The sequence below is a fragment of the Massilia sp. Se16.2.3 genome (assembly GCF_014171595.1).
Taxonomy (GTDB): domain Bacteria; phylum Pseudomonadota; class Gammaproteobacteria; order Burkholderiales; family Burkholderiaceae_D; genus Telluria.
On sequence record NZ_CP050451.1, the window covers coordinates 4,743,078 to 4,759,565 of the forward strand.

General features: G+C 65.5%; 19 protein-coding genes and 3 pseudogenes. 11 read left to right on the forward strand and 11 right to left on the reverse strand.

Annotated features, from left to right (window positions below; all coding sequences use genetic code 11):
- Positions 1 to 10 precede the first annotated feature (10 nt).
- The 3 genes and pseudogenes from G4G31_RS21680 to G4G31_RS21690 form a co-directional block, all read right to left on the reverse strand.
- Positions 11 to 634 carry an L-threonylcarbamoyladenylate synthase gene (locus G4G31_RS21680; protein ID WP_182989341.1) on the reverse strand — a complete coding sequence of 208 codons (624 nt, stop codon included), beginning with the start codon at positions 632 to 634 and terminating at the stop codon, positions 11 to 13.
- Positions 631 to 1,521, reverse strand: coding sequence for a protease HtpX (gene htpX / locus G4G31_RS21685; RefSeq protein ID WP_182989342.1), 891 nt, complete (start codon positions 1,519 to 1,521; stop codon positions 631 to 633). The genes G4G31_RS21680 and htpX overlap by 4 nt, the downstream gene beginning before the upstream one ends.
- A gap of 141 nt (positions 1,522 to 1,662) precedes the next feature.
- Positions 1,663 to 2,507: pseudogene (locus G4G31_RS21690) on the reverse strand (3',5'-nucleoside bisphosphate phosphatase).
- Positions 2,508 to 2,645: 138 nt separating this feature from the next.
- On the opposite strand from G4G31_RS21690, the gene G4G31_RS21695 reads away from it, so the two are divergent.
- Positions 2,646 to 3,041 carry a GFA family protein gene (locus G4G31_RS21695; protein WP_182989343.1) on the forward strand — a complete coding sequence of 132 codons (396 nt, stop codon included), beginning with the start codon at positions 2,646 to 2,648 and terminating at the stop codon, positions 3,039 to 3,041.
- 616 nt (positions 3,042 to 3,657) lie between these two features.
- Here the strand turns inward: G4G31_RS21695 and G4G31_RS21700 are convergent.
- Complete coding sequence (locus G4G31_RS21700) at positions 3,658 to 4,536, reverse strand: alpha/beta fold hydrolase (protein WP_182989344.1); 879 nt, start codon at positions 4,534 to 4,536, stop codon at positions 3,658 to 3,660.
- Between the two features lie 176 nt (positions 4,537 to 4,712).
- Here G4G31_RS21700 and G4G31_RS21705 point away from each other — a divergent pair, with 176 nt between their 5' ends.
- From G4G31_RS21705 to G4G31_RS21740, 10 genes and pseudogenes are all read left to right on the forward strand, one after another.
- Positions 4,713 to 5,237: a gamma carbonic anhydrase family protein gene (locus G4G31_RS21705; RefSeq protein WP_182989345.1), complete on the forward strand. Its 525-nt coding sequence runs from the start codon at positions 4,713 to 4,715 to the stop codon at positions 5,235 to 5,237.
- A gap of 3 nt (positions 5,238 to 5,240) precedes the next feature.
- Positions 5,241 to 6,197: an Hsp33 family molecular chaperone HslO gene (hslO, locus tag G4G31_RS21710; RefSeq protein WP_182989346.1), complete on the forward strand. Its 957-nt coding sequence runs from the start codon at positions 5,241 to 5,243 to the stop codon at positions 6,195 to 6,197.
- An 18-nt stretch (positions 6,198 to 6,215) separates the two neighbouring features.
- On the forward strand, positions 6,216 to 6,644 hold the full coding sequence (locus G4G31_RS21715) for a thioesterase family protein (protein ID WP_229425659.1): 429 nt from the start codon (positions 6,216 to 6,218) through the stop codon (positions 6,642 to 6,644).
- A 709-nt stretch (positions 6,645 to 7,353) separates the two neighbouring features.
- Positions 7,354 to 7,656, forward strand: a pseudogene (locus G4G31_RS27765) (sensor histidine kinase); the annotation flags it as partial.
- A gap of 92 nt (positions 7,657 to 7,748) precedes the next feature.
- Positions 7,749 to 7,793: pseudogene (locus tag G4G31_RS27770) on the forward strand (hypothetical protein); the annotation flags it as partial.
- 9 nt (positions 7,794 to 7,802) lie between these two features.
- Entirely contained in the window at positions 7,803 to 8,207 is a 405-nt protein-coding gene (locus G4G31_RS27775) for a sensor histidine kinase (RefSeq protein WP_267873687.1), read from the forward strand.
- Positions 8,204 to 8,959: a LytTR family DNA-binding domain-containing protein gene (locus tag G4G31_RS21725; protein ID WP_182989347.1), complete on the forward strand. Its 756-nt coding sequence runs from the start codon at positions 8,204 to 8,206 to the stop codon at positions 8,957 to 8,959. The genes G4G31_RS27775 and G4G31_RS21725 overlap by 4 nt, the downstream gene beginning before the upstream one ends.
- Positions 8,960 to 8,962: 3 nt before the next feature.
- Positions 8,963 to 10,093 carry a sensor histidine kinase gene (locus tag G4G31_RS21730; protein ID WP_229425181.1) on the forward strand — a complete coding sequence of 377 codons (1,131 nt, stop codon included), beginning with the start codon at positions 8,963 to 8,965 and terminating at the stop codon, positions 10,091 to 10,093.
- A 63-nt stretch (positions 10,094 to 10,156) separates the two neighbouring features.
- Entirely contained in the window at positions 10,157 to 11,170 is a 1,014-nt protein-coding gene (locus G4G31_RS21735) for an SUMF1/EgtB/PvdO family nonheme iron enzyme (RefSeq protein WP_182989348.1), read from the forward strand.
- 603 nt (positions 11,171 to 11,773) lie between these two features.
- The gene (locus G4G31_RS21740; RefSeq protein ID WP_182989349.1) at positions 11,774 to 12,280 is read left to right on the forward strand and encodes a Dps family protein; all 507 of its coding nucleotides are present in this window, start codon (positions 11,774 to 11,776) and stop codon (positions 12,278 to 12,280) included.
- Positions 12,281 to 12,326: 46 nt separating this feature from the next.
- Here the strand turns inward: G4G31_RS21740 and G4G31_RS21745 are convergent, their stop codons facing one another.
- From G4G31_RS21745 to G4G31_RS21770, 7 genes are all read right to left on the reverse strand, one after another.
- Positions 12,327 to 13,259 (reverse strand): hypothetical protein, encoded by a 933-nt coding sequence (locus G4G31_RS21745; protein ID WP_182989350.1) that lies wholly within the window; start codon positions 13,257 to 13,259, stop codon positions 12,327 to 12,329.
- Positions 13,260 to 13,446: 187 nt separating this feature from the next.
- Positions 13,447 to 14,019 carry a hypothetical protein gene (locus tag G4G31_RS21750; protein ID WP_182989351.1) on the reverse strand — a complete coding sequence of 191 codons (573 nt, stop codon included), beginning with the start codon at positions 14,017 to 14,019 and terminating at the stop codon, positions 13,447 to 13,449.
- A gap of 128 nt (positions 14,020 to 14,147) precedes the next feature.
- Complete coding sequence (locus tag G4G31_RS21755) at positions 14,148 to 14,858, reverse strand: hypothetical protein (RefSeq protein WP_182989352.1); 711 nt, start codon at positions 14,856 to 14,858, stop codon at positions 14,148 to 14,150.
- Between the two features lie 67 nt (positions 14,859 to 14,925).
- Positions 14,926 to 15,189 (reverse strand): alpha/beta fold hydrolase, encoded by a 264-nt coding sequence (locus G4G31_RS29510; RefSeq protein ID WP_210283919.1) that lies wholly within the window; start codon positions 15,187 to 15,189, stop codon positions 14,926 to 14,928.
- Entirely contained in the window at positions 15,162 to 15,638 is a 477-nt protein-coding gene (locus G4G31_RS29515; RefSeq protein WP_374011269.1) for an alpha/beta fold hydrolase, read from the reverse strand. Before G4G31_RS29515 ends, G4G31_RS29510 begins: the two co-directional genes overlap by 28 nt.
- A 41-nt stretch (positions 15,639 to 15,679) precedes the next feature.
- Positions 15,680 to 15,841 (reverse strand): hypothetical protein, encoded by a 162-nt coding sequence (locus tag G4G31_RS27115; protein WP_229425183.1) that lies wholly within the window; start codon positions 15,839 to 15,841, stop codon positions 15,680 to 15,682.
- 151 nt (positions 15,842 to 15,992) lie between these two features.
- Positions 15,993 to 16,397, reverse strand: coding sequence for a DUF3224 domain-containing protein (locus G4G31_RS21770; RefSeq protein WP_182989355.1), 405 nt, complete (start codon positions 16,395 to 16,397; stop codon positions 15,993 to 15,995).
- Positions 16,398 to 16,488 lie beyond the last annotated feature (91 nt).

Consider the following 16,488-nt stretch of genomic DNA (forward strand, 5'->3'; position numbering starts at 1 on the left):
GGGCGGCCTGTCAGAGGCCGAAGGCGGCGGGATCGCCCCTGCCCTCGCGCACGAGCTCGGGCTCGGCGCCGGTGAGGTCGATGACCGTGGTCGGTTCGAGCGTGCCGGCGCCGCCGTCGATGACGAGGTCGATCTGCTTTTCCAGGCGCTCGCGCACCTCGTCCGGGTCGGACAGCATGTGCTCGTCGCCCGGCAGCTGCAGCGTGGTGCCGATCAGCGGCTGGCCCAGTTCTTCGAGCAGCGCCAGCGTGATCGCGTTTTCCGGCACGCGCAGGCCGATGGTCTTGCGGGACGGATGCGACAGGCGGCGCGGCACTTCCTTCGTTGCTTCCAGGATGACCGTATAGGGCCCGGGCATGGTGGCCTTCAGCAGCCGGTACTGGACGTTGTCGACGCGCGCGTACTGCGCGATTTCGGACAGGTCGCGGCACAGCATCGTCAGGTGGTGCTTGTCGTCGATGCCGCGCACGCGGCGCAGCTTTTCGACCGCGCCCTTGTCGTCGAGCTGGCAGACCAGCGCATAGGCCGAGTCGGTTGGCAGCGCGACCACACCGCCGGAGCGGATGATCTGCGCCGCCTGCGCGATCAGGCGCTTCTGGGGATTTTCCGGGTGGATCTGGAAGAATTGACTCATGCGGTCGCTCCCTGGCGCAAGGCCTGCAATGCCGCGATGCGTTCTTCCATCGGCGGGTGGGTTGAAAAGAGTGCGCCCCAGCCGCCGCCGCTGCCGGAAATACCGGATGCCGTCATCGACGAGGGCAAGGCGCCGGGCTGCAGGCCGCCCAGGCGGGCCAGCGCGTGCTGCATCGGTACCGTGCTCCCCAGCAGTTTAGCGGAACCGGCGTCGGCGCGGAATTCGCGCTGGCGCGAGAACCAGGCGACGATGATCGAGGCCACCAGGCCGAAGGCGATCTCGCACACGAACACGGTGGCCATGTAGCCGATGCCGGGGCCGCGGTTGTCGTTCCTCAGCAGGACCTTGTCGACAAAGAAGCCGACCACGCGCGCGAGGAAGACGACGAAGGTATTGACCACGCCCTGGATCAGGGTCAGCGTCACCATGTCGCCGTTGGCGATGTGCGCGACCTCGTGGCCGAGCACGGCCTCGACCTCGTCCTGGTGCATGCCTTGCAAGAGGCCCGTGGACACGGCGACCAGCGCGGAATTCTTGAAGGCGCCGGTGGCGAAGGCATTCGGTTCGCCCTCGTACACGGCCACTTCCGGCATGCCGATGCCGGCGCGCTCGGCCAGCCTGCGCACCGTATCGACCAGCCAGCGCTGGGTGCTGTTTGCCGGCTGCGCGATGACGCGCGCACCAGTCGACCATTTGGCCATCGGCTTGCTCATCAGGAGCGAAATGATGGCGCCAGTGAAGCCCACTACCAGCGAGAACACGGCCAGGGCGCCCACATCGATTCCCTGGGCGCTCACCGCCCGCCCTACCCCCAGCAGGTTGAGGACGACCGTCAGCACGAGCACAACCGCGAGGTTGGTCGCAAGGAATAACAGGATGCGTTTCATGGGGTGCTCCAGGGGCTTGATGGCATTAAGAGGCTGCCAAGATATGGCTGCGCAGCGGGAAATTCAAGCGTGGAGGCTTATGGCGGGCTTAAACGTAGGGTGGGCACTCCGTGCCCACCCTACGCCTGGCGTATCGGCCCCTCAGAACCAGTCGTGCCAAACCGGCGTCACGCCGCTCGGCAAGGGCGGCAGGGCATCGAACTCCACCCGCGACTCCCCCGGTGCATGAAAATCCGTCCCGCGCGATGCGAGAAAGCCATACCGCCGCGCCACTTCCGCGTACGTGGCGTACTGGTCCGGCGTGTGGCTGCCGGTGACGACCTCGATGGCATTGCCGCCCAGCTGGCGGAAGGTGTCGAACAAGGCGTCCTCGCCCGTTTGCGTGAACTTGTAGCGGCCCGGGTGGGCGATCACGGGGATGCCGCCGGCGCTCTTGATCCAGCCCATCGCGTCTTCCAGCGAGGCCCAGCGGTGCGGCACGTAGCCTGGCTTGCCTTCGGTGAGGTATTTCTTGAACACTTCCGCGGTCGTCTGGCAGGCGCCGCACTCGACCAGGTAGCGCGCGAAGTGCGTGCGCGAGAGCAGGTCCGGGTTGCCGACATATTTCACGGCGCCCTCGTAGGCGTTCGGGATGCCGGCCGCGTCCAGCTGGCGGGCGATCTCGCGCCGCGCGCGTCGCGGCCATGGCGGGTGGCCGCCAGGCCGGCGAGCAATGCCGGGTCGTCCTCGTCGATCTGCAGGCCGACCAGGTGCACGGTCTGGTTGGCCCAGGTGACGGAAATCTCGACGCCGGACACGAAGTGCATGCCCAGCTCATCGGCCGCGACCCGCGCCGCCTTGATGCCGCCGACCTCGTCGTGGTCGGTCAGGGCCCATACACCGACGCCGGCCTTGCGTGCATAGGCGGCGACGGCGATCGGCGCGAGGACGCCGTCGGACACGTTCGAGTGGCAGTGCAAATCGACTTTCAACGAATCATTCAACATGGTACTGAGGCGGTGCTTTCCTGGAAGAGCAAACATTGTACGCCGCATCCTTGCGCGGCGCATTCCGGGCCAGGCGCGGCTGCATAGTCATGCCACCAGGAATGATAGAGTTGGCATTTCGGCCAGGGGAAACGACAGATGAAGACCTACCACGGCAGCTGCCATTGCGGCGCGGTGCGTTACGAAGCGGACATCGATTTCAGCCGCGGCACGATCAAGTGCAACTGCACGGTCTGCACCAAGATGCGCTTCTGGGCGGCGCAGGTGCCGCCGGAGGCGTTCCGCCTGCTGAGCGGGAACGACAGGCTCGGCGAATACCGCTTCGGCGCGCGCCGCGACGGGCACCATTTCTGCCGGCAGTGCGGGATCAACCTGTTTTCGACCGGGACGTCACGCAGTGGACGTTTTGTTGCGGTGACGGTGGCGAGCCTGGATGATGCGAGTGTTGCCGAGATGATGAGCGGGCCGGTGCGATATATCGATCGGCGCAATGATGAGTGGGATGTGGCACCGGAAGAGATTCGGCATTTGTGAGGCGCGTTTGGATGCCGTGCAGAGGAAATTTGCATTGGAGGCTGGCGAGGCAAATATTGTTTGCATTGTGGGCAGAGGCGATGTCGCCGAAATGCAGGTGATGAGACCGCGTGGGCTCAAGAGCCCACCCTACGTACCACGGCAGATCGTAGGGTGGGCTCTTGAGCCACGCGGTATGACACTCTCCATACCGCTCGGCATCCGACACCACGAGAAGCTAATCGGCGATACCGCTATTTGGCTCACTTCGCCAAAAACGCCTCGATCAAGCGTGCCAGCACCTCCGGCGAGACCGCGTGGGCTCAAGAGCCCACCCTACGTACCACGGCAGATCGTAGGGTGGGCTCTTGAGCCCACGCGGTATGACACTCTCCATACCGCTCGGCATCCGACACCACGAGAAGCTAATCGGCGATACCGCTATTTGACTCACTTCGCCAAAAATGCCTCGATCAAGCGTGCCAGCACCTCCGGCGAGACCGCGTGGGCTCAAGAGCCCACCCTACGTACCACGGCAGATCGTAGGGTGGGCTCTCGAGCCCACGCGGTATGACACTCTCCATACCGCTCGGCATCCGACACCACGAGAAGCTAATCGGCGATACCGCTATTTGACTCACTTCGCCAAAAACGCCTCGATCAAGCGTGCCAGCACCTCCGGCTGATCATGGTGCACCATATGCCCGGCATCCGCCACGATATGCGGCTCGACCGAGGCCATGTGCGCCAGGCGGCGGTCGACCTCGGCGCGCATTTCTTCCTGCGGCCCCATCCACTTCCACATCTCGGTATCACGCGCCTCGATCCACAGCACCGGCGCCGTGATGCGCTTCCACGAAGCGATCATCTCGTCCAGGTGGTAGAGCAGCGGCCCGCTCATCTTGTGCGCCGGGTCGCCGAGGATCTCGTATTCGCCCGCCGCGTTCTTCGCCGACCAGTGTTCGGCCAGGAAGGCCGCCCGCTCGGCAGGCAGGCGCGGATTGGTTTTCGTCAGGCGCGCCGCCACCTCTTCCAGGCTGGCATAGCTGCGCATCGTCGGCGGGTTGCGCAGTTCTTCCAGCCACTTCGCCATGCGCTTGGGCGCCTGTTCCGGCCGCGCACCCATCAGGCCGATGCCCTCCAGGTTGATCAGCCTGGCAACGCGCTCGGGCCGCGCACCGGCGTACAGGCTGATGACGTTGCCGCCCATGCTGTGGCCGAGCAGGTTCACCGGCTGCCCAGGCGAGTAGTGTTCCAGCAGCGCGTCGAGGTCGGCCACGTAGTCGGGGAACCAGTAGGTGTCGGAATGCGTGCGCTCGGACAGGCCGAAGCCGCGCCAGTCGTGCGCGATCACGTGCCAGTCGCCCTCCAGGGCGTCGACCATGAACTGGAACGAGGCGGACATGTCCATCCAGCCATGCGCCATGAAGAGCTTGGGTGCGCCCTCGCGGCCCCAGTGGCGCACGTGGGTGCGCAGGCCGCGAATGGTGAGGAATTCGGAACGGGAAGGTGTCATGGCGGGCTCGAACGGTAAAAAAGGCAGAAAAAAAGAACGACCGTTCGCATTATACGGGAGCCGTTGAATTCCTGCCGGCCGCCCCCATTTGCCGTCAATCGACAGCAGGACGGCGCCGGCGAGCGGACCGAAGGGCGTAAAATAGCGGCAACTTCACCCTTTACGCGATCACATCCATGGCGATTTACCAGCTGGGCGAGCATGCGCCCCAGATCGATGCGTCGGCCTTTGTCGCCGATACGGCCAGCCTGATCGGCAAAGTGACCCTCGAGGCGAACGCCTCGGTATGGTTCGGTGCCACGCTCCGCGGCGACAACGAGCGGATCACGATCGGCGAGAACAGCAACGTCCAGGAGGGCACGGTGATGCACACCGACATGGGCTACCCGCTCGTGCTCGGCAAGAACGTCACCGTCGGCCACCAGGCGATGCTGCATGGCTGCACGGTGGGCGATGGTTCGCTCATCGGTATCCAGGCCGTGATCCTGAACGGCGCGAAGATCGGCAAGGGATGCCTGGTCGGGGCCGGTGCCCTGGTTACCGAGGGCAAGGAGTTCCCCGACCATTCGCTGATACTCGGTTCGCCCGCCAAGGTGGTGCGTACCCTCACGGAAGAAGACCTGCAGCGCCTGCAGGGCAGCGCCGCCAGTTATGTGGCGCGCGGCCAGTTGTTCAAGGCGCAGCTCAAGCAAATCGGATAAACAATGACGACAGTAGAAACCCGCGACACCCTCCAGAAATTCATCTTCGACAACGCCGCCGTACGCGGCGAGCTGGTCGAGATCTCCGACACCTGGCGTGAAATCCAGGCGCGCCACGGCTACCCGAAAGCGGTGCGCTCCATGCTGGGCGAAATGGTGGCGGCCGCGGCCCTGCTGTCGGCCAACCTGAAATTCAACGGCTCGATCGTGATGCAGATCCACGGCCACGGGCCGGTGCGCCTGATGGTCGTCGAGTGCGACGCCGACCTGCGCATCCGCGCCACGGCAAAACTGGCGCCGGACGTGGACATCGCCGACGACGCCACCATGACCGAGCTGCTCAACGTGAATCGCCTCGGGCGCTTCGTGATCACGCTCGACCCGCTGGAAAAGATGCCGGGCCAGCAGCCCTACCAGGGCATCGTCCCGCTCGACGGCGACAGCATGGCCACCGTCATCGAAAACTACATGCTGCGTTCGGAACAGCTCGACACGAAACTGTGGCTGGCGGCCGACGACCAGGTCTCGCGCGGACTGCTGCTGCAAAAACTGCCGCGCCACAGCGGCAAGGAAGACCAGACGGCGCAGGCCACCGTCGAGGAAGACCTGGAAACCTGGAACCGCGCTGTCGTGCTCGGCAGCACGCTGAAGCAGGAAGAACTGCTGAGTACCGATATCCAGACCCTGCTCACTCGCCTGTTCTGGGAAGAGACGATCCGCGTCTTCGATCCGCAGCACCCGCACTTCCACTGCAGCTGCACCCGCGAAAAGGTCGGCAACATGCTGAAAATGCTGGGCCAGGACGAAGTGGAATCGGCACTGGCGGATCTCGGCGAACTGGGCATCAACTGCGACTTTTGCGGCAAGCACTACGCCTTCGACAAGGTCGATTGCGCGCAACTGTTCGCCACCCCGACGACGGCCGACGCGATGGTGCCGGCCGGCGAAGCGAAACATTAATCGAGGAACCCGTTGACGATGCGCGACACGCCCCGCTCCGCCTTCCCCCACTTCCTGGCGCTGCCGACGCGCTGGATGGACAACGACAGCTACGGGCATGTCAACAACGTCAACTACTACAGCTTCTTCGACACCGCGGTCAATCGGTTCCTGATCGACCGCGGCGTGCTCGACATCCACAAGGACGAGGTCGTGGGCTTTGTCGTCGAGACCAGCTGCTCCTACTTCAGTTCGATTTCCTTCCCCGACACCGTCCACGTCGGCGTGCGTGTCGCCAGGCTCGGCAATTCCAGCGTGCGCTACGAACTGGCCCTGTATCGCAACGACGAAGCCCTGCCCTCGGCGGCCGGGCATTTCGTGCATGTGTACGTGGACCGGCGCACGAACAAGTCGGTGCCGATTCCGGAACCGGTGCGCGCCCTCCTGGCGACCATCGCACCGGCCTAAGAGCCTATCCCGGTAGTCCGGGGAAAGCTGGTGGCGATGCATGGCAAGCGCGGGCAAGGCGCGAGGAGGCCGCATGGCTGGCCATGCAACGACGAGCAACGCAGCACGCGTTTGTCAGGCGCGCCAGCAGCGACTCCGGACTACCGGGATAGGCTCTAAGTACTCGCCCAGAAATAAATGTGTTTTTGGCTGCCATAACCGGCGCGCTGCTGCGTTGGCTCCCGCTTGCAGTGCTCGCACTGCGGCGCACTCGCCGCCTAGCATCGCATCCGGTTCTGTTTGCCAAAACTCACATTTATTTCTTGTCGAGTACTTAGCCCGCGCCGCAGCCGGCATGGCCGGCCGCACGCCACCCATCGGCCCGGCTGTCGATTCGTCGCATGCCGCTTTGCCGCCCGGCTTGCCGCCCTTAAAATGCGGCAATGAAACTTTCTTCCACCCTTGCCGCCGCCGGGACTCGCTCTGGGTCCTGCAGAAGCGCCGCAGCCAACCCGCCTGGGCGCGCGTGCTGGCATGCAGCGGCGTGGCGGCCGGGCTGGGTGCGGTCATGATGCTGCTGACGGGCCTGTTGACAGGCCTGGCCAGCGACGGCAACTGGTGGCGCCTGATGGGGCCGGTCAACCTGACCATCTGCATCGTTACCGCCAATACGGTGCTGGCGCTGTTTCGCCTGCTCGAACTGCTGCTGCCGGCGCGTGTGCTGGCCGCCATGGCCGAGGGCCGCTACTGGAGCACGACCGTCATCCTCAACACCGTCGGCCTGGCCGGCCTCGTGCTCGGCTTCGTGCTGGCCCTGCTGGTGCTGACCGGGGCGACCGGGCTGGGCCTCGAGGGTGTACGGCGCAATATCGGCGTTGGCGGCATCCGGCTGCGCATCCTGCTGTTCTTTGTCGTGGTCGGCATCGCCAACTGGGCTTGGTGGCGCCTGCGCGCCCGTGCCCGGGCCCAGCGGCGGCAAGCCACGGAAGCGCAGCTGCGCCTGCTGCAGGCGCAGATCGAACCGCACTTCCTGTTCAATACCCTCGCCAACGTGCAAAGCCTGATCGCCCCGACGACCGCGCGGCCGCGCGCCAGATGCTGGCCGACTTCAGCGGCTTCCTGCGCATGGGCCTGGAGCGCCTGCGCCACACCGACAGCACGCTGGCGCAGGAACTGGACATGGCACGCAGCTACCTCGACCTGTTCCGCATCCGCATGGGCGAACGCCTGCGCTACAGCATCGATGCCGATGCCGCCGCGCGCGCCGCGATCCTGCCGCCGCTGCTGCTCCAGCCGCTGATCGAGAACGCCATCACCCACGGCCTCGAGCCAAAAGTCGACGGCGGCACGGTGCACATCCATGCCCGGGTGCGCGATGGCCGGCTCGAAGTCTCCGTCAGCGACGACGGGCTGGGCCTGGATGCGCCCCGGCGCGCAGGCAAACCCCGCGGCAACGGCATGGCCCTCGAAAACATCCGCGCGCGCCTGCGCACCCGCTACGGCGCCAATGCGGCATTGAACCTGGCAGCGCGCGCCATGGGCACCCACGCCGCCATCCACCTTCCCTACACCGCGACGCCATGACACGTGCCCTGATCGCCGACGACGAACCCCATCTTGCCCAGCACCTGAAGGAGCAGCTTGCGCAGCTCTGGCCGGAACTCGACATCGTTCACGTGGCCAGGAACGGCTTTGACGCGGCCGAGCGGATCGCCGAGCTCCGGCCCGACCTGGCCTTCCTCGACATCCAGATGCCGGGCCTTTCCGGGCTCGAAGTGGCGCAGGGCATCGAAGGACCGACGCGCGTGGTATTCGTCACGGCCTACGACGAGTATGCCGTGCAGGCTTTCGAGCATGCCGCGCTCGACTACCTGCTGAAACCCTTGAAAACCGAGCGCCTGGCGCGCACGCTCGAGCGCGTGAAGGGAGCCCTGACCACCCCGCCGGCGACCGACGCCCAGCTCGCGCAGGCCCTGCAGAAGCTGCTGGCGCCACCTGCCCCGGCACCCCAGCGCCTGCGCTACGTGCGCGCCGCGCAAGGGCCGCTGACGCACCAGGTCCCGGTCGCCGACGTCCTGTTCTTCCATGCGGACGACAAGTACACGGTCGTGCGCACCGCCGCCGGCGAGCACCTGATCCGCACGCCGATCGCCGAACTGGCCGCCCAGCTCGACCCCGACCGGTTCTGGCAGGTGCACCGCTCTACCCTGATCAACCTCGATTTCCTGGCCGGCACCCGCCGCGACGAGACCAGCCGCCTGTTCGTGCGCATGGTCGGCATCGAGGCCGAACTGCCCGTCAGCCGCGCCTTTGTCCACCTGTTCAAGGCGATGTAGGGCGTGCGCGTGAACGCGGGCAAGGCATGGGCGGCATTCTGGACCTTGCGCAAGGCGCGGGGCGAGCCGGCATGGATGCGCGTAGCGATCGCCAGCGCGCTTGCCTGCGCGGTCAGCCTCGCGCTGGTCCTGCTGGCGGGCCTGCTGCGGCTCGCCCTGTTCGAGCCGGCCTGGTGGCGCGCGAATGCCCTGCCCTTCGTCTGCATCGGCGTCGTCACCGGCAACACCCTGCTGGCCCTGTTCCGCCTGCTGGAATTGGGGAGTTCGGAAGCCAGGCTCGCACGCCTGCGGGTCGATACCGGCTGGAGGACGGGCCTCCTCTTCATTGCCCTTGCCCTGCTCGGCATCGTGCTGGGCTGCGCGCTTGGCCTGGGGCTGGTCCACGTCTTCCATGACCCGGCCGCCTGGGGGCGCCTGGCCCAGCCAGGCCAGCGTATCCGTTTCGCGCTGTTCATGCTGGTGCTGGCGGGAGCGGGTGCCGTGGCATGGCTGCTGCGGGCGCGCCGGCTGGCGCGGCGGCGCAGCACGCTCGAAGCGCAGCTGCAGCTGCTGCAGGCGCAGATCGAGCCGCAATTCCTGTTCAATACGCTGGCCGATGTGCAGATTCTCCTCGAGCTCGACCCGGACGGTGCGCGCCAGATGCTCGAGGAGTTCACCGACTACCTGCGCGCCAGCCTGGGCCAGCTGCGCCGGGCCGACAGCACCGTCGCCGCCGAGCTGGACATGGCGCAATGCTACCTGCAGCTGCTGCGGCTGCGCATGGGCGAGCGCCTGCGGTTTTCGATCCAGGCGAGCACGGGGGCGCGCGCCGCAACCATGGCGCCGCTGCTCCTGCAGCCGCTCGTCGAAAATGCGGTCAAGCATGGGCTGGAACCGAAGCCAGAGGGAGGCTGCGTGCAGATCCATGCCGATGTGCGTGACGGCCGGCTGGAAATCGCCGTGATCGACGACGGCGCAGGCTTGCCCGCAACACCGGATCGGGCCGGGCTGGCACTCGAGAATATCCGCGCACGCCTGGCGGCGCGCCATGGCCCGGATGCGGCGCTGACCCTTGCGCCGCATGGCGCCGGCACGCGTGCGATGATCGTCTTGCCGTTGATCGGCGCTGCTGTCGATTCGTCGCAAGCCATGTAGCTTGCAGCCGGCGCCCTGCCATCCTTTGTCCTGTTCACACCACCATGACAAAGGATCCACAGCATGCCGGCCCCTCGCTTTAACCTGGTTTTCGCTTTTCTCGTCCTGACCGGCCCTGGAGCCCATGCGCTTGCCGCCGACGACAAACCTTTCGAACCCGAGACGATGGCCATTCCGGCCGGCAGTTTCACGATGGGCTCGAACTACTGGAAAAGCACCTCGCCCGAGCGCGCCGTGCAGGTCAAGGCGTTCAGGATGGGCAAGTACGAAGTGACGGTGCGGGAATTCGGGCGCTTCGTCAATGCCACCGGCTACCGGGCGCCGCGCCAGTGCATCCAGATGGCCGGCAACCCCTGGTTTGCCAGCATGGCCGGTAGCTGGAACGCCAACACGCTCTCGCGCAGCCGCTACGAGCCCGTGACCTGCATCGGCCCGAAGGATGCAGAGGCCTACCTCGCGTGGATGTCGAAGGAAACGGGCAAGAAATACCGCCTGCCGACCGAAGCGGAATGGGAGTACGCGCACCGCGCCGGCAGCACGCGCAAATACCCTTTCGGGAACAACGAGGAGCTCGCCTGCCGCTACGGGAATATCGCCGACCGCTCGGCGGAAGCCGCCTTCAAGCGCGACTACGACGGCCTCGATTCGAAGTCGCACGTGGGCGTGGCACCCTGCGACGACAAATCGGAGTATGCGAGCATCGTCGGCATGTACGAGCCGAATGCGTTTGGCCTGCATGACACCCTGGGCAATGTGTCGGAGTTCGTGCAAGACTGCTTCAAGCCCGGTTACACGGGTGCCCCGGCGGACGGTTCGGCCGCCGTCGAGGCGAAGTGCGTGGCGCGGGTGAACCGCGGCGGCAACTGGCACTGGGAGGGCTGGGCCGCGTATCGCCGCGGCGACATGCCGGAAGACCTGGTCGGCGCACTGGAGGGCTTCCGGGTCGCGCTCGACGTGGACGATGCGGACGATGTCGTGGCCACGGCTGCGACGAGCGAGTTCGCGGCCGAGCTCGCGGACGCCCGGCAGAAGGAGCGCGACAGGCGCAGCCAGCGCGCAGCCATCAAGGCGGACTGATCCAGTTGCGCCGTGGGCGCACCGGCCACCCGGGGCCGACCGCAAGACCCCGCTAGCGCAGGTGCGCGATTTCGACGGAACCTTTTTCGTCGAAGATCGGCGAACCTGCGCCAGCCGGACGGCGTCGTTGAAGTCGCTTGCCGCGATGACGCAGTAGCCGGACAAGGGGCTGCTGCTCAGCTTTGCACCGACCAGCCGGGTGGGCACCTCGACGCTGCCGTGGCTGAGCGCGCCCCGGTCGAGCAGGGCCTGCCCCAGCCCCTCGAACCAGCTGTCCCAGCGCAGGGGATCATGACGCGGACCTTCCGCCTCCCCGACCGTGGCACCCCGAAAACGACCAGAAATTTTTCCATGCCGACTCTTCTCCGATGAAGTGCGGGGCCGCGCCCCTGCTGCGTTTGTACCCAACCGTAGCACAAGGCCCAGGCCGGCGACGCACGCAAGCGCGCCGGCGCGCGCAGGCAGAAGCCGCCTTCCGGCGCGGCCGCGGCGGTCCCGCAATCGGATCGTGCTTCAGCGATTTGCCGGCGGTGCTAAGCTGCTTCCTTCCTGATAGTGTTGCATTTTTAGCAAACACTAACATTTCACTTCTGGAGAATCGCAATGCACATGGATACTGGAATCAATGCGGAAGACCGTGCACGCATCGTCGAGTCGCTCTCGACCGTACTGGCGGACGCCTACATGCTGTACCTGAAAACGCACAACTTCCACTGGAACGTGACGGGCCCGATGTTCTCGACCCTGCACGTGATGTTCGAAGAGCAGTACACCGAGCAGTGGAACGCCCTCGACGACATCGCCGAGCGCATCCGCTCCCTCGGCCACTTCGCCCCGGCCACCTCGCGCCGCTATGCCGAACTGTCGAGCATCAAGGAAGAACCGGACGTGCTCTCGGCCAAGGAGATGATCCGCCAGCTGGTCGACGGCAACGAAACCATCGTGCGTACCCTGCGCGCCGGCGTGAAGGTCGCCGACGACCTGGACGACTACCCGACCGCCGACATGCTCACCACCCGCATGGAAGTGCACGAGAAGAACGCCTGGATGCTGCGCTCCTTCCTCGAGCAGGGTGCGGGATCGACGCAGGGCGAAGCCTCGTCGGATTGACGACGCCCGGCGGCAGACGCCGCCTTGCCCACCCTCGCCGGCACGCTTAGCGGATGCCGGCTGCCGAGGTATCGCTCGGCCGGCGATACGGCTCCGGCTGGCTGGTCTGTGGGGGCGTGTAGTAGTAGGGCGTGGAGCGGCGCTCCTCGGCTTCCTCGCGCTGCTGCTTGCGTTCAGCGACGAGTTCGTTGTACCGGAGAATATACCGGTTCACCGCCTCCAGCCCTTCGTCTGCCTCGTCGATGGTGTTTTCGACAGTTTTTTCTGCGGCGTCAACCATCGCGACATTCGACCGGCTGCCGAGACGGCGCAGCTTGTCCAGGTCACGGTCGGACAGGCATCTGGCCGACGAAGTGGTACCGCAGGCGAAGCGTCGCAGGCGGGCGGCAAATGCTTCACCTTCTGCGAGCTGACCGCTCCCGAGCTCCCAGTCCCTGTCTTTCTTCATTTTTTCCGCACAGGCACGATAACTGTCGATACGTGCGATGAGCCTATCGCGCGCCGCGTCATCGAAATTGCCGGATGGTTCCGAATAGGGCCAGTCGCCGCAAGCTGCCGCCACGGAGCGCACCTTGCGCGCATCGTCCAGGTCCTTCTCGGCCTCCGTGATCAGTTCGGCGAGCAGCGGCTCAAGATATCGCAACGGGTCGGCCTCGACCCGCGCCATCGCAGCATCGAGTTGCTGCGCGACAAACGCATCGTTTTTTGCAAGCAACGGGGCGGCCTTTGCCTTGTTGAACGAAACCTCCTCGTTAATGCACATTTCGCGGTCGGAACGCGCTGACTTGAGCAATGCCGCCTTTTCCTTGCGCAATTCGCTCGCGTCATTCCAGACCAGCATCTCGGCGACCTTGCCCTCCAGCGGCGCGTTGCAGGCAGTCGCAACGGGCGGGGCGGGGGCAGGCTTGCGCGCCGCAGGCGCTGCCTGGACGGTGCCGGCGGCAAGGAGGAAGAGAAGAAGAGTACGGGTGAGTGTCATGAATATCTCGATTGGCGTGGGCGGACAGGGAAGGTAGCGCTGCGACAGGACTTGCCGCTGGATTGCTTGGCAAACCGCTACCATCCCTTGCAAACCAGTCATTATCGTGACGCGAGGAAAGTTAGTAAAGAAAGAAATTCCCGCCCGGTTCCTCGCGTTGTAATGACACATCGCGTGCATGGCCAGCTCAGGCCGGCCTGGCCACCGTCATCTTCTCGAGCAATTGCGCGACGCTTCGCACTTCAGGAACGGCAATGAAACCGTGGTTCGTCGTCTGCTGGCGTCCCCTGCTGTCCCGGACGGATTCGCGCTCGAAGATCACGTCGCCCGAGCCGTCCGCATGTTCGGTGCGTTCGAGCTCGCCGATGTCGGCAATCTGATAGGACTTGACGGTAATCGAGTCCTTGCCGGCGATGATGAGGGCGCGCCGGTTGGTGAGCCCATACACGATCCATGCCGCTTTTCTCCGCAACCAGAACGGAGAGCTCAGCCCGGCAATCCCGATCAGCAGGAAGGGCAAGCCGAACAGCGGAAACAGGCTCCAGCCGTCCTCGAACGAAGGCAGGCGAAAGCCCGACGCGCCGGCCATCCAGAAGAGGGAAAAGGCGGTCCAGGGGATGAAGAAGAACCAGAGCTTGAAGGCATCCTTCATGTAGCGCCGAGGCGAGGGCTGGCCAGTCCAGAGGAGGCTTTCGCCGGTGTTGAGTTCCGCGCGCAGGCGCTGCTGCAAGGGTTCGGGTAATGCGGCCAGGTGTGCCATGTGCTTCCTCTATGTGCTGCCGTGGGTCTGTCAGGTGCTGCTGCTCGACGGTATTGCCGCTGAGTATGAATATGTATTGCCAAGCTCAAATCGTGACGAGCCAGAGCCAGCGGCGGCGGTACCGGCGTTCAGTCGGCCGCTACTTTGTTGGCATGCAGCGCCACCAGTTCGCCGACCGTCAGCCCCTGCCTGCAGGTTGCCCGCTCGCCCGCGATGTCGTAGTGGCTCGCGCGCTCCATCGCCATCGCCTGCGCCAGGCGCGCCTGGAGCTGCGCGGCCGGGACCTCGACAGCGGGCGCGAAGTCGACACGATGCACGGCCTGAAGGAGTTCAGGGCTGTCCCGCTCGGGCAGCTCGGTTCCGGTGCTGCATGAAGCCCAGTTGCCGTCCCGCGTCGGATACACGAAGGAATACGGATAGCGGACGTGAACATACGCGCCCGCCCCGTCCTTCTTCACATACAGCAGCACCGGGTTTTGCTCGGCAAAGCGCGGACGGCCGTAATGGTCGACCGCGATGAACTCGATCGTATCCTGCGTGTGCTGGCCCGCCACGACCTTGAGGACCCGATATTTCGCCTTCAGCCTGGTGTTGAGGCGCATGCTGACGCGCTGCATGCCGCGCTCCTTCATCACGCGTTCATCCTCGGCTTTCCTGGCGGCGATCTCCTCCGGCGTGTCCGGGAAGACCTCGACCGAGATCTTTTCGCCGACGAAGGCGACGACGTCCGCAGCCAGCTGCGAGGCCGGGGCAGGCGTGGCGCCGGTGCCGGCCAGGACGGCCAGCGGCAAGCAGCCGAGTGCGATCAGGACGCCCGACAGATGGTGTTTGTTGAGCAAATCGGCCTCCTCTTTCAGTATGGTCTGGCGTTTCCGGACTGGCGATGCAGCGCGCGCCGCTGCGGACTCAAGGCGTACCGAGGAAAGCCTTGACCTCGCCCTGGAAGCGCTGGGGCTGGTCCCACATGATGAAGTGGGCGCTGTCCTCGATGCGCTTCAGGTTCAGGCTTTTCACGGGTGCGTAGGCGGTTTTATAAAAGCCATCGAACATCGCCGCGGGAATCGGCACGCTCTTCGGCTGGACATACAGCACGGTGACCGGGACGGTGATCTTCGCCAGTTCGGGCGTGAGGTCGGTGACGATCAGTTCGCGGTAGGCGCGCACGCCCACGTCAGGGTCGCTGGCCAGCGAATCGGCGGTCGCGCCGGCGCGCATCGCCTCGGTGTTGACCATGCCGGCGATGGTGTCGCCCGCCCGCTTGCTGCGTTGTTCGGGAGTGGCCGCGCGCATGCCGGCGGCGATGCCGTCCGCGACCGACTCGACCTTCTGGGCGCTGGCGCCGGGCCCGGCGAACAGCGGACCCATGTAGGGGGCACCATGTCGACCACCATCAGCCGCGACAGGGCTTGCGGATGGCGCGCGGCCAGCATCATGCCCATCGTGCCGCCCATCGAGTGGCCGATCACGGCCGGCTTGCTCAAGCCGGATTCCGCGATGTAGCGGGCAATCTCTTCGGCGACGGGCGCGGCGACCAGGCCCTCCTTGTTTGCGCCGGCAGGCTGGACCGGCGAAGCCCGCAACCTGCACCGGTGGTAGCGGTAACCGGGCACCGCGGACACGGTCGAGGCCCAGGCGCGCGGCGAGGAGTTCAGGCCGGGGATCAGGATGACATCGGGCCCGTGCCCTCGGTGCGCACGGTGATGCGTTCGGAAGCAAAGGGTGCGGCCAGGGCGCCGGCGATCGGCAGCGCCGTCGCGACAGCCGCCAGCACCGCCATGAACCCGCGGCGCGAAAATTTGCTGCTTCCCATCCCTGCTTTCATCCCGTCTCCTCGGCATTATCGGTGGCATCGCGGCAGGCTCCCCGACGGGGACGCAGGCTGCCGGTCAATACACGGGCTAGGTTAGCTGATAATGCTGAGCAGAAAACTATCGCATTGTCACAACGCAATACGATACCGGTCCAGGTGTGCTTCAGGCCGTCGGCAGCGTGTAGTCGAACTCGTAGAAATGGTTGCGCTCCTCGATGCGGATGCGCATGGTGCCGCTGATGCCGGTGAGCTTGCCGGTGCCGGAATCCGGTACCACAGTGATCGACAGCTGCTGGGCACCGCGCGCCATGGTGCCCGAGTGCTGCAGCACGAAGCTGCCGCTCTTGCCGTGCAGGGTGCCGGTCACGCGTTCGATGGCGACGTAGCCGGCCGAGCCTTCGGTGACGGTCATGGCGGACAGCATTTCACCGGAGCCGCGGCCGTTCAGGTCGCCGTGATAGAGCTTGTCGATCGCCATGCGGCCCGTGGTGGCGTTGTCGACGACGACAGGCTCGCCTTGCGGGGTGACGGTGACATCGAACGGTCCGGCGGCGTGGAGCTGGCTCATGGTGCGATTCCTTCAGGTATGAAAAAGATATGACACATTCTAGGGGAATGTGGGCGGTAAATCACCCGTCGTGCGCATCTGCGCTGCCCTT

What these genes read in the sequence shown, in the direction of transcription:
- G4G31_RS21680 (WP_182989341.1), bottom strand. Translation starts at nt 634, where the DNA reads ATGAGTCAATTCTTCCAGATCCACCCGGAAAATCCCCAGAAGCGCCTG.
- G4G31_RS27115 (WP_229425183.1), bottom strand. Translation starts at nt 15,841, where the DNA reads ATGAAAGCAGGGATGGGAAGCAGCAAATTTTCGCGCCGCGGGTTCATG.
- G4G31_RS21750 (WP_182989351.1), bottom strand. Translation starts at nt 14,019, where the DNA reads ATGGCACACCTGGCCGCATTACCCGAACCCTTGCAGCAGCGCCTGCGC.
- htpX (WP_182989342.1), bottom strand. Translation starts at nt 1,521, where the DNA reads ATGAAACGCATCCTGTTATTCCTTGCGACCAACCTCGCGGTTGTGCTC.
- G4G31_RS21740 (WP_182989349.1), top strand. Translation starts at nt 11,774, where the DNA reads ATGCACATGGATACTGGAATCAATGCGGAAGACCGTGCACGCATCGTC.
- G4G31_RS21695 (WP_182989343.1), top strand. Translation starts at nt 2,646, where the DNA reads ATGAAGACCTACCACGGCAGCTGCCATTGCGGCGCGGTGCGTTACGAA.
- G4G31_RS21700 (WP_182989344.1), bottom strand. Translation starts at nt 4,536, where the DNA reads ATGACACCTTCCCGTTCCGAATTCCTCACCATTCGCGGCCTGCGCACC.
- G4G31_RS21715 (WP_229425659.1), top strand. Translation starts at nt 6,216, where the DNA reads ATGCGCGACACGCCCCGCTCCGCCTTCCCCCACTTCCTGGCGCTGCCG.
- G4G31_RS27775 (WP_267873687.1), top strand. Translation starts at nt 7,803, where the DNA reads ATGGCACGCAGCTACCTCGACCTGTTCCGCATCCGCATGGGCGAACGC.
- hslO (WP_182989346.1), top strand. Translation starts at nt 5,241, where the DNA reads ATGACGACAGTAGAAACCCGCGACACCCTCCAGAAATTCATCTTCGAC.
- G4G31_RS21705 (WP_182989345.1), top strand. Translation starts at nt 4,713, where the DNA reads ATGGCGATTTACCAGCTGGGCGAGCATGCGCCCCAGATCGATGCGTCG.
- G4G31_RS21735 (WP_182989348.1), top strand. Translation starts at nt 10,157, where the DNA reads ATGCCGGCCCCTCGCTTTAACCTGGTTTTCGCTTTTCTCGTCCTGACC.
- G4G31_RS21770 (WP_182989355.1), bottom strand. Translation starts at nt 16,397, where the DNA reads ATGAGCCAGCTCCACGCCGCCGGACCGTTCGATGTCACCGTCACCCCG.
- G4G31_RS21745 (WP_182989350.1), bottom strand. Translation starts at nt 13,259, where the DNA reads ATGACACTCACCCGTACTCTTCTTCTCTTCCTCCTTGCCGCCGGCACC.
- G4G31_RS21725 (WP_182989347.1), top strand. Translation starts at nt 8,204, where the DNA reads ATGACACGTGCCCTGATCGCCGACGACGAACCCCATCTTGCCCAGCAC.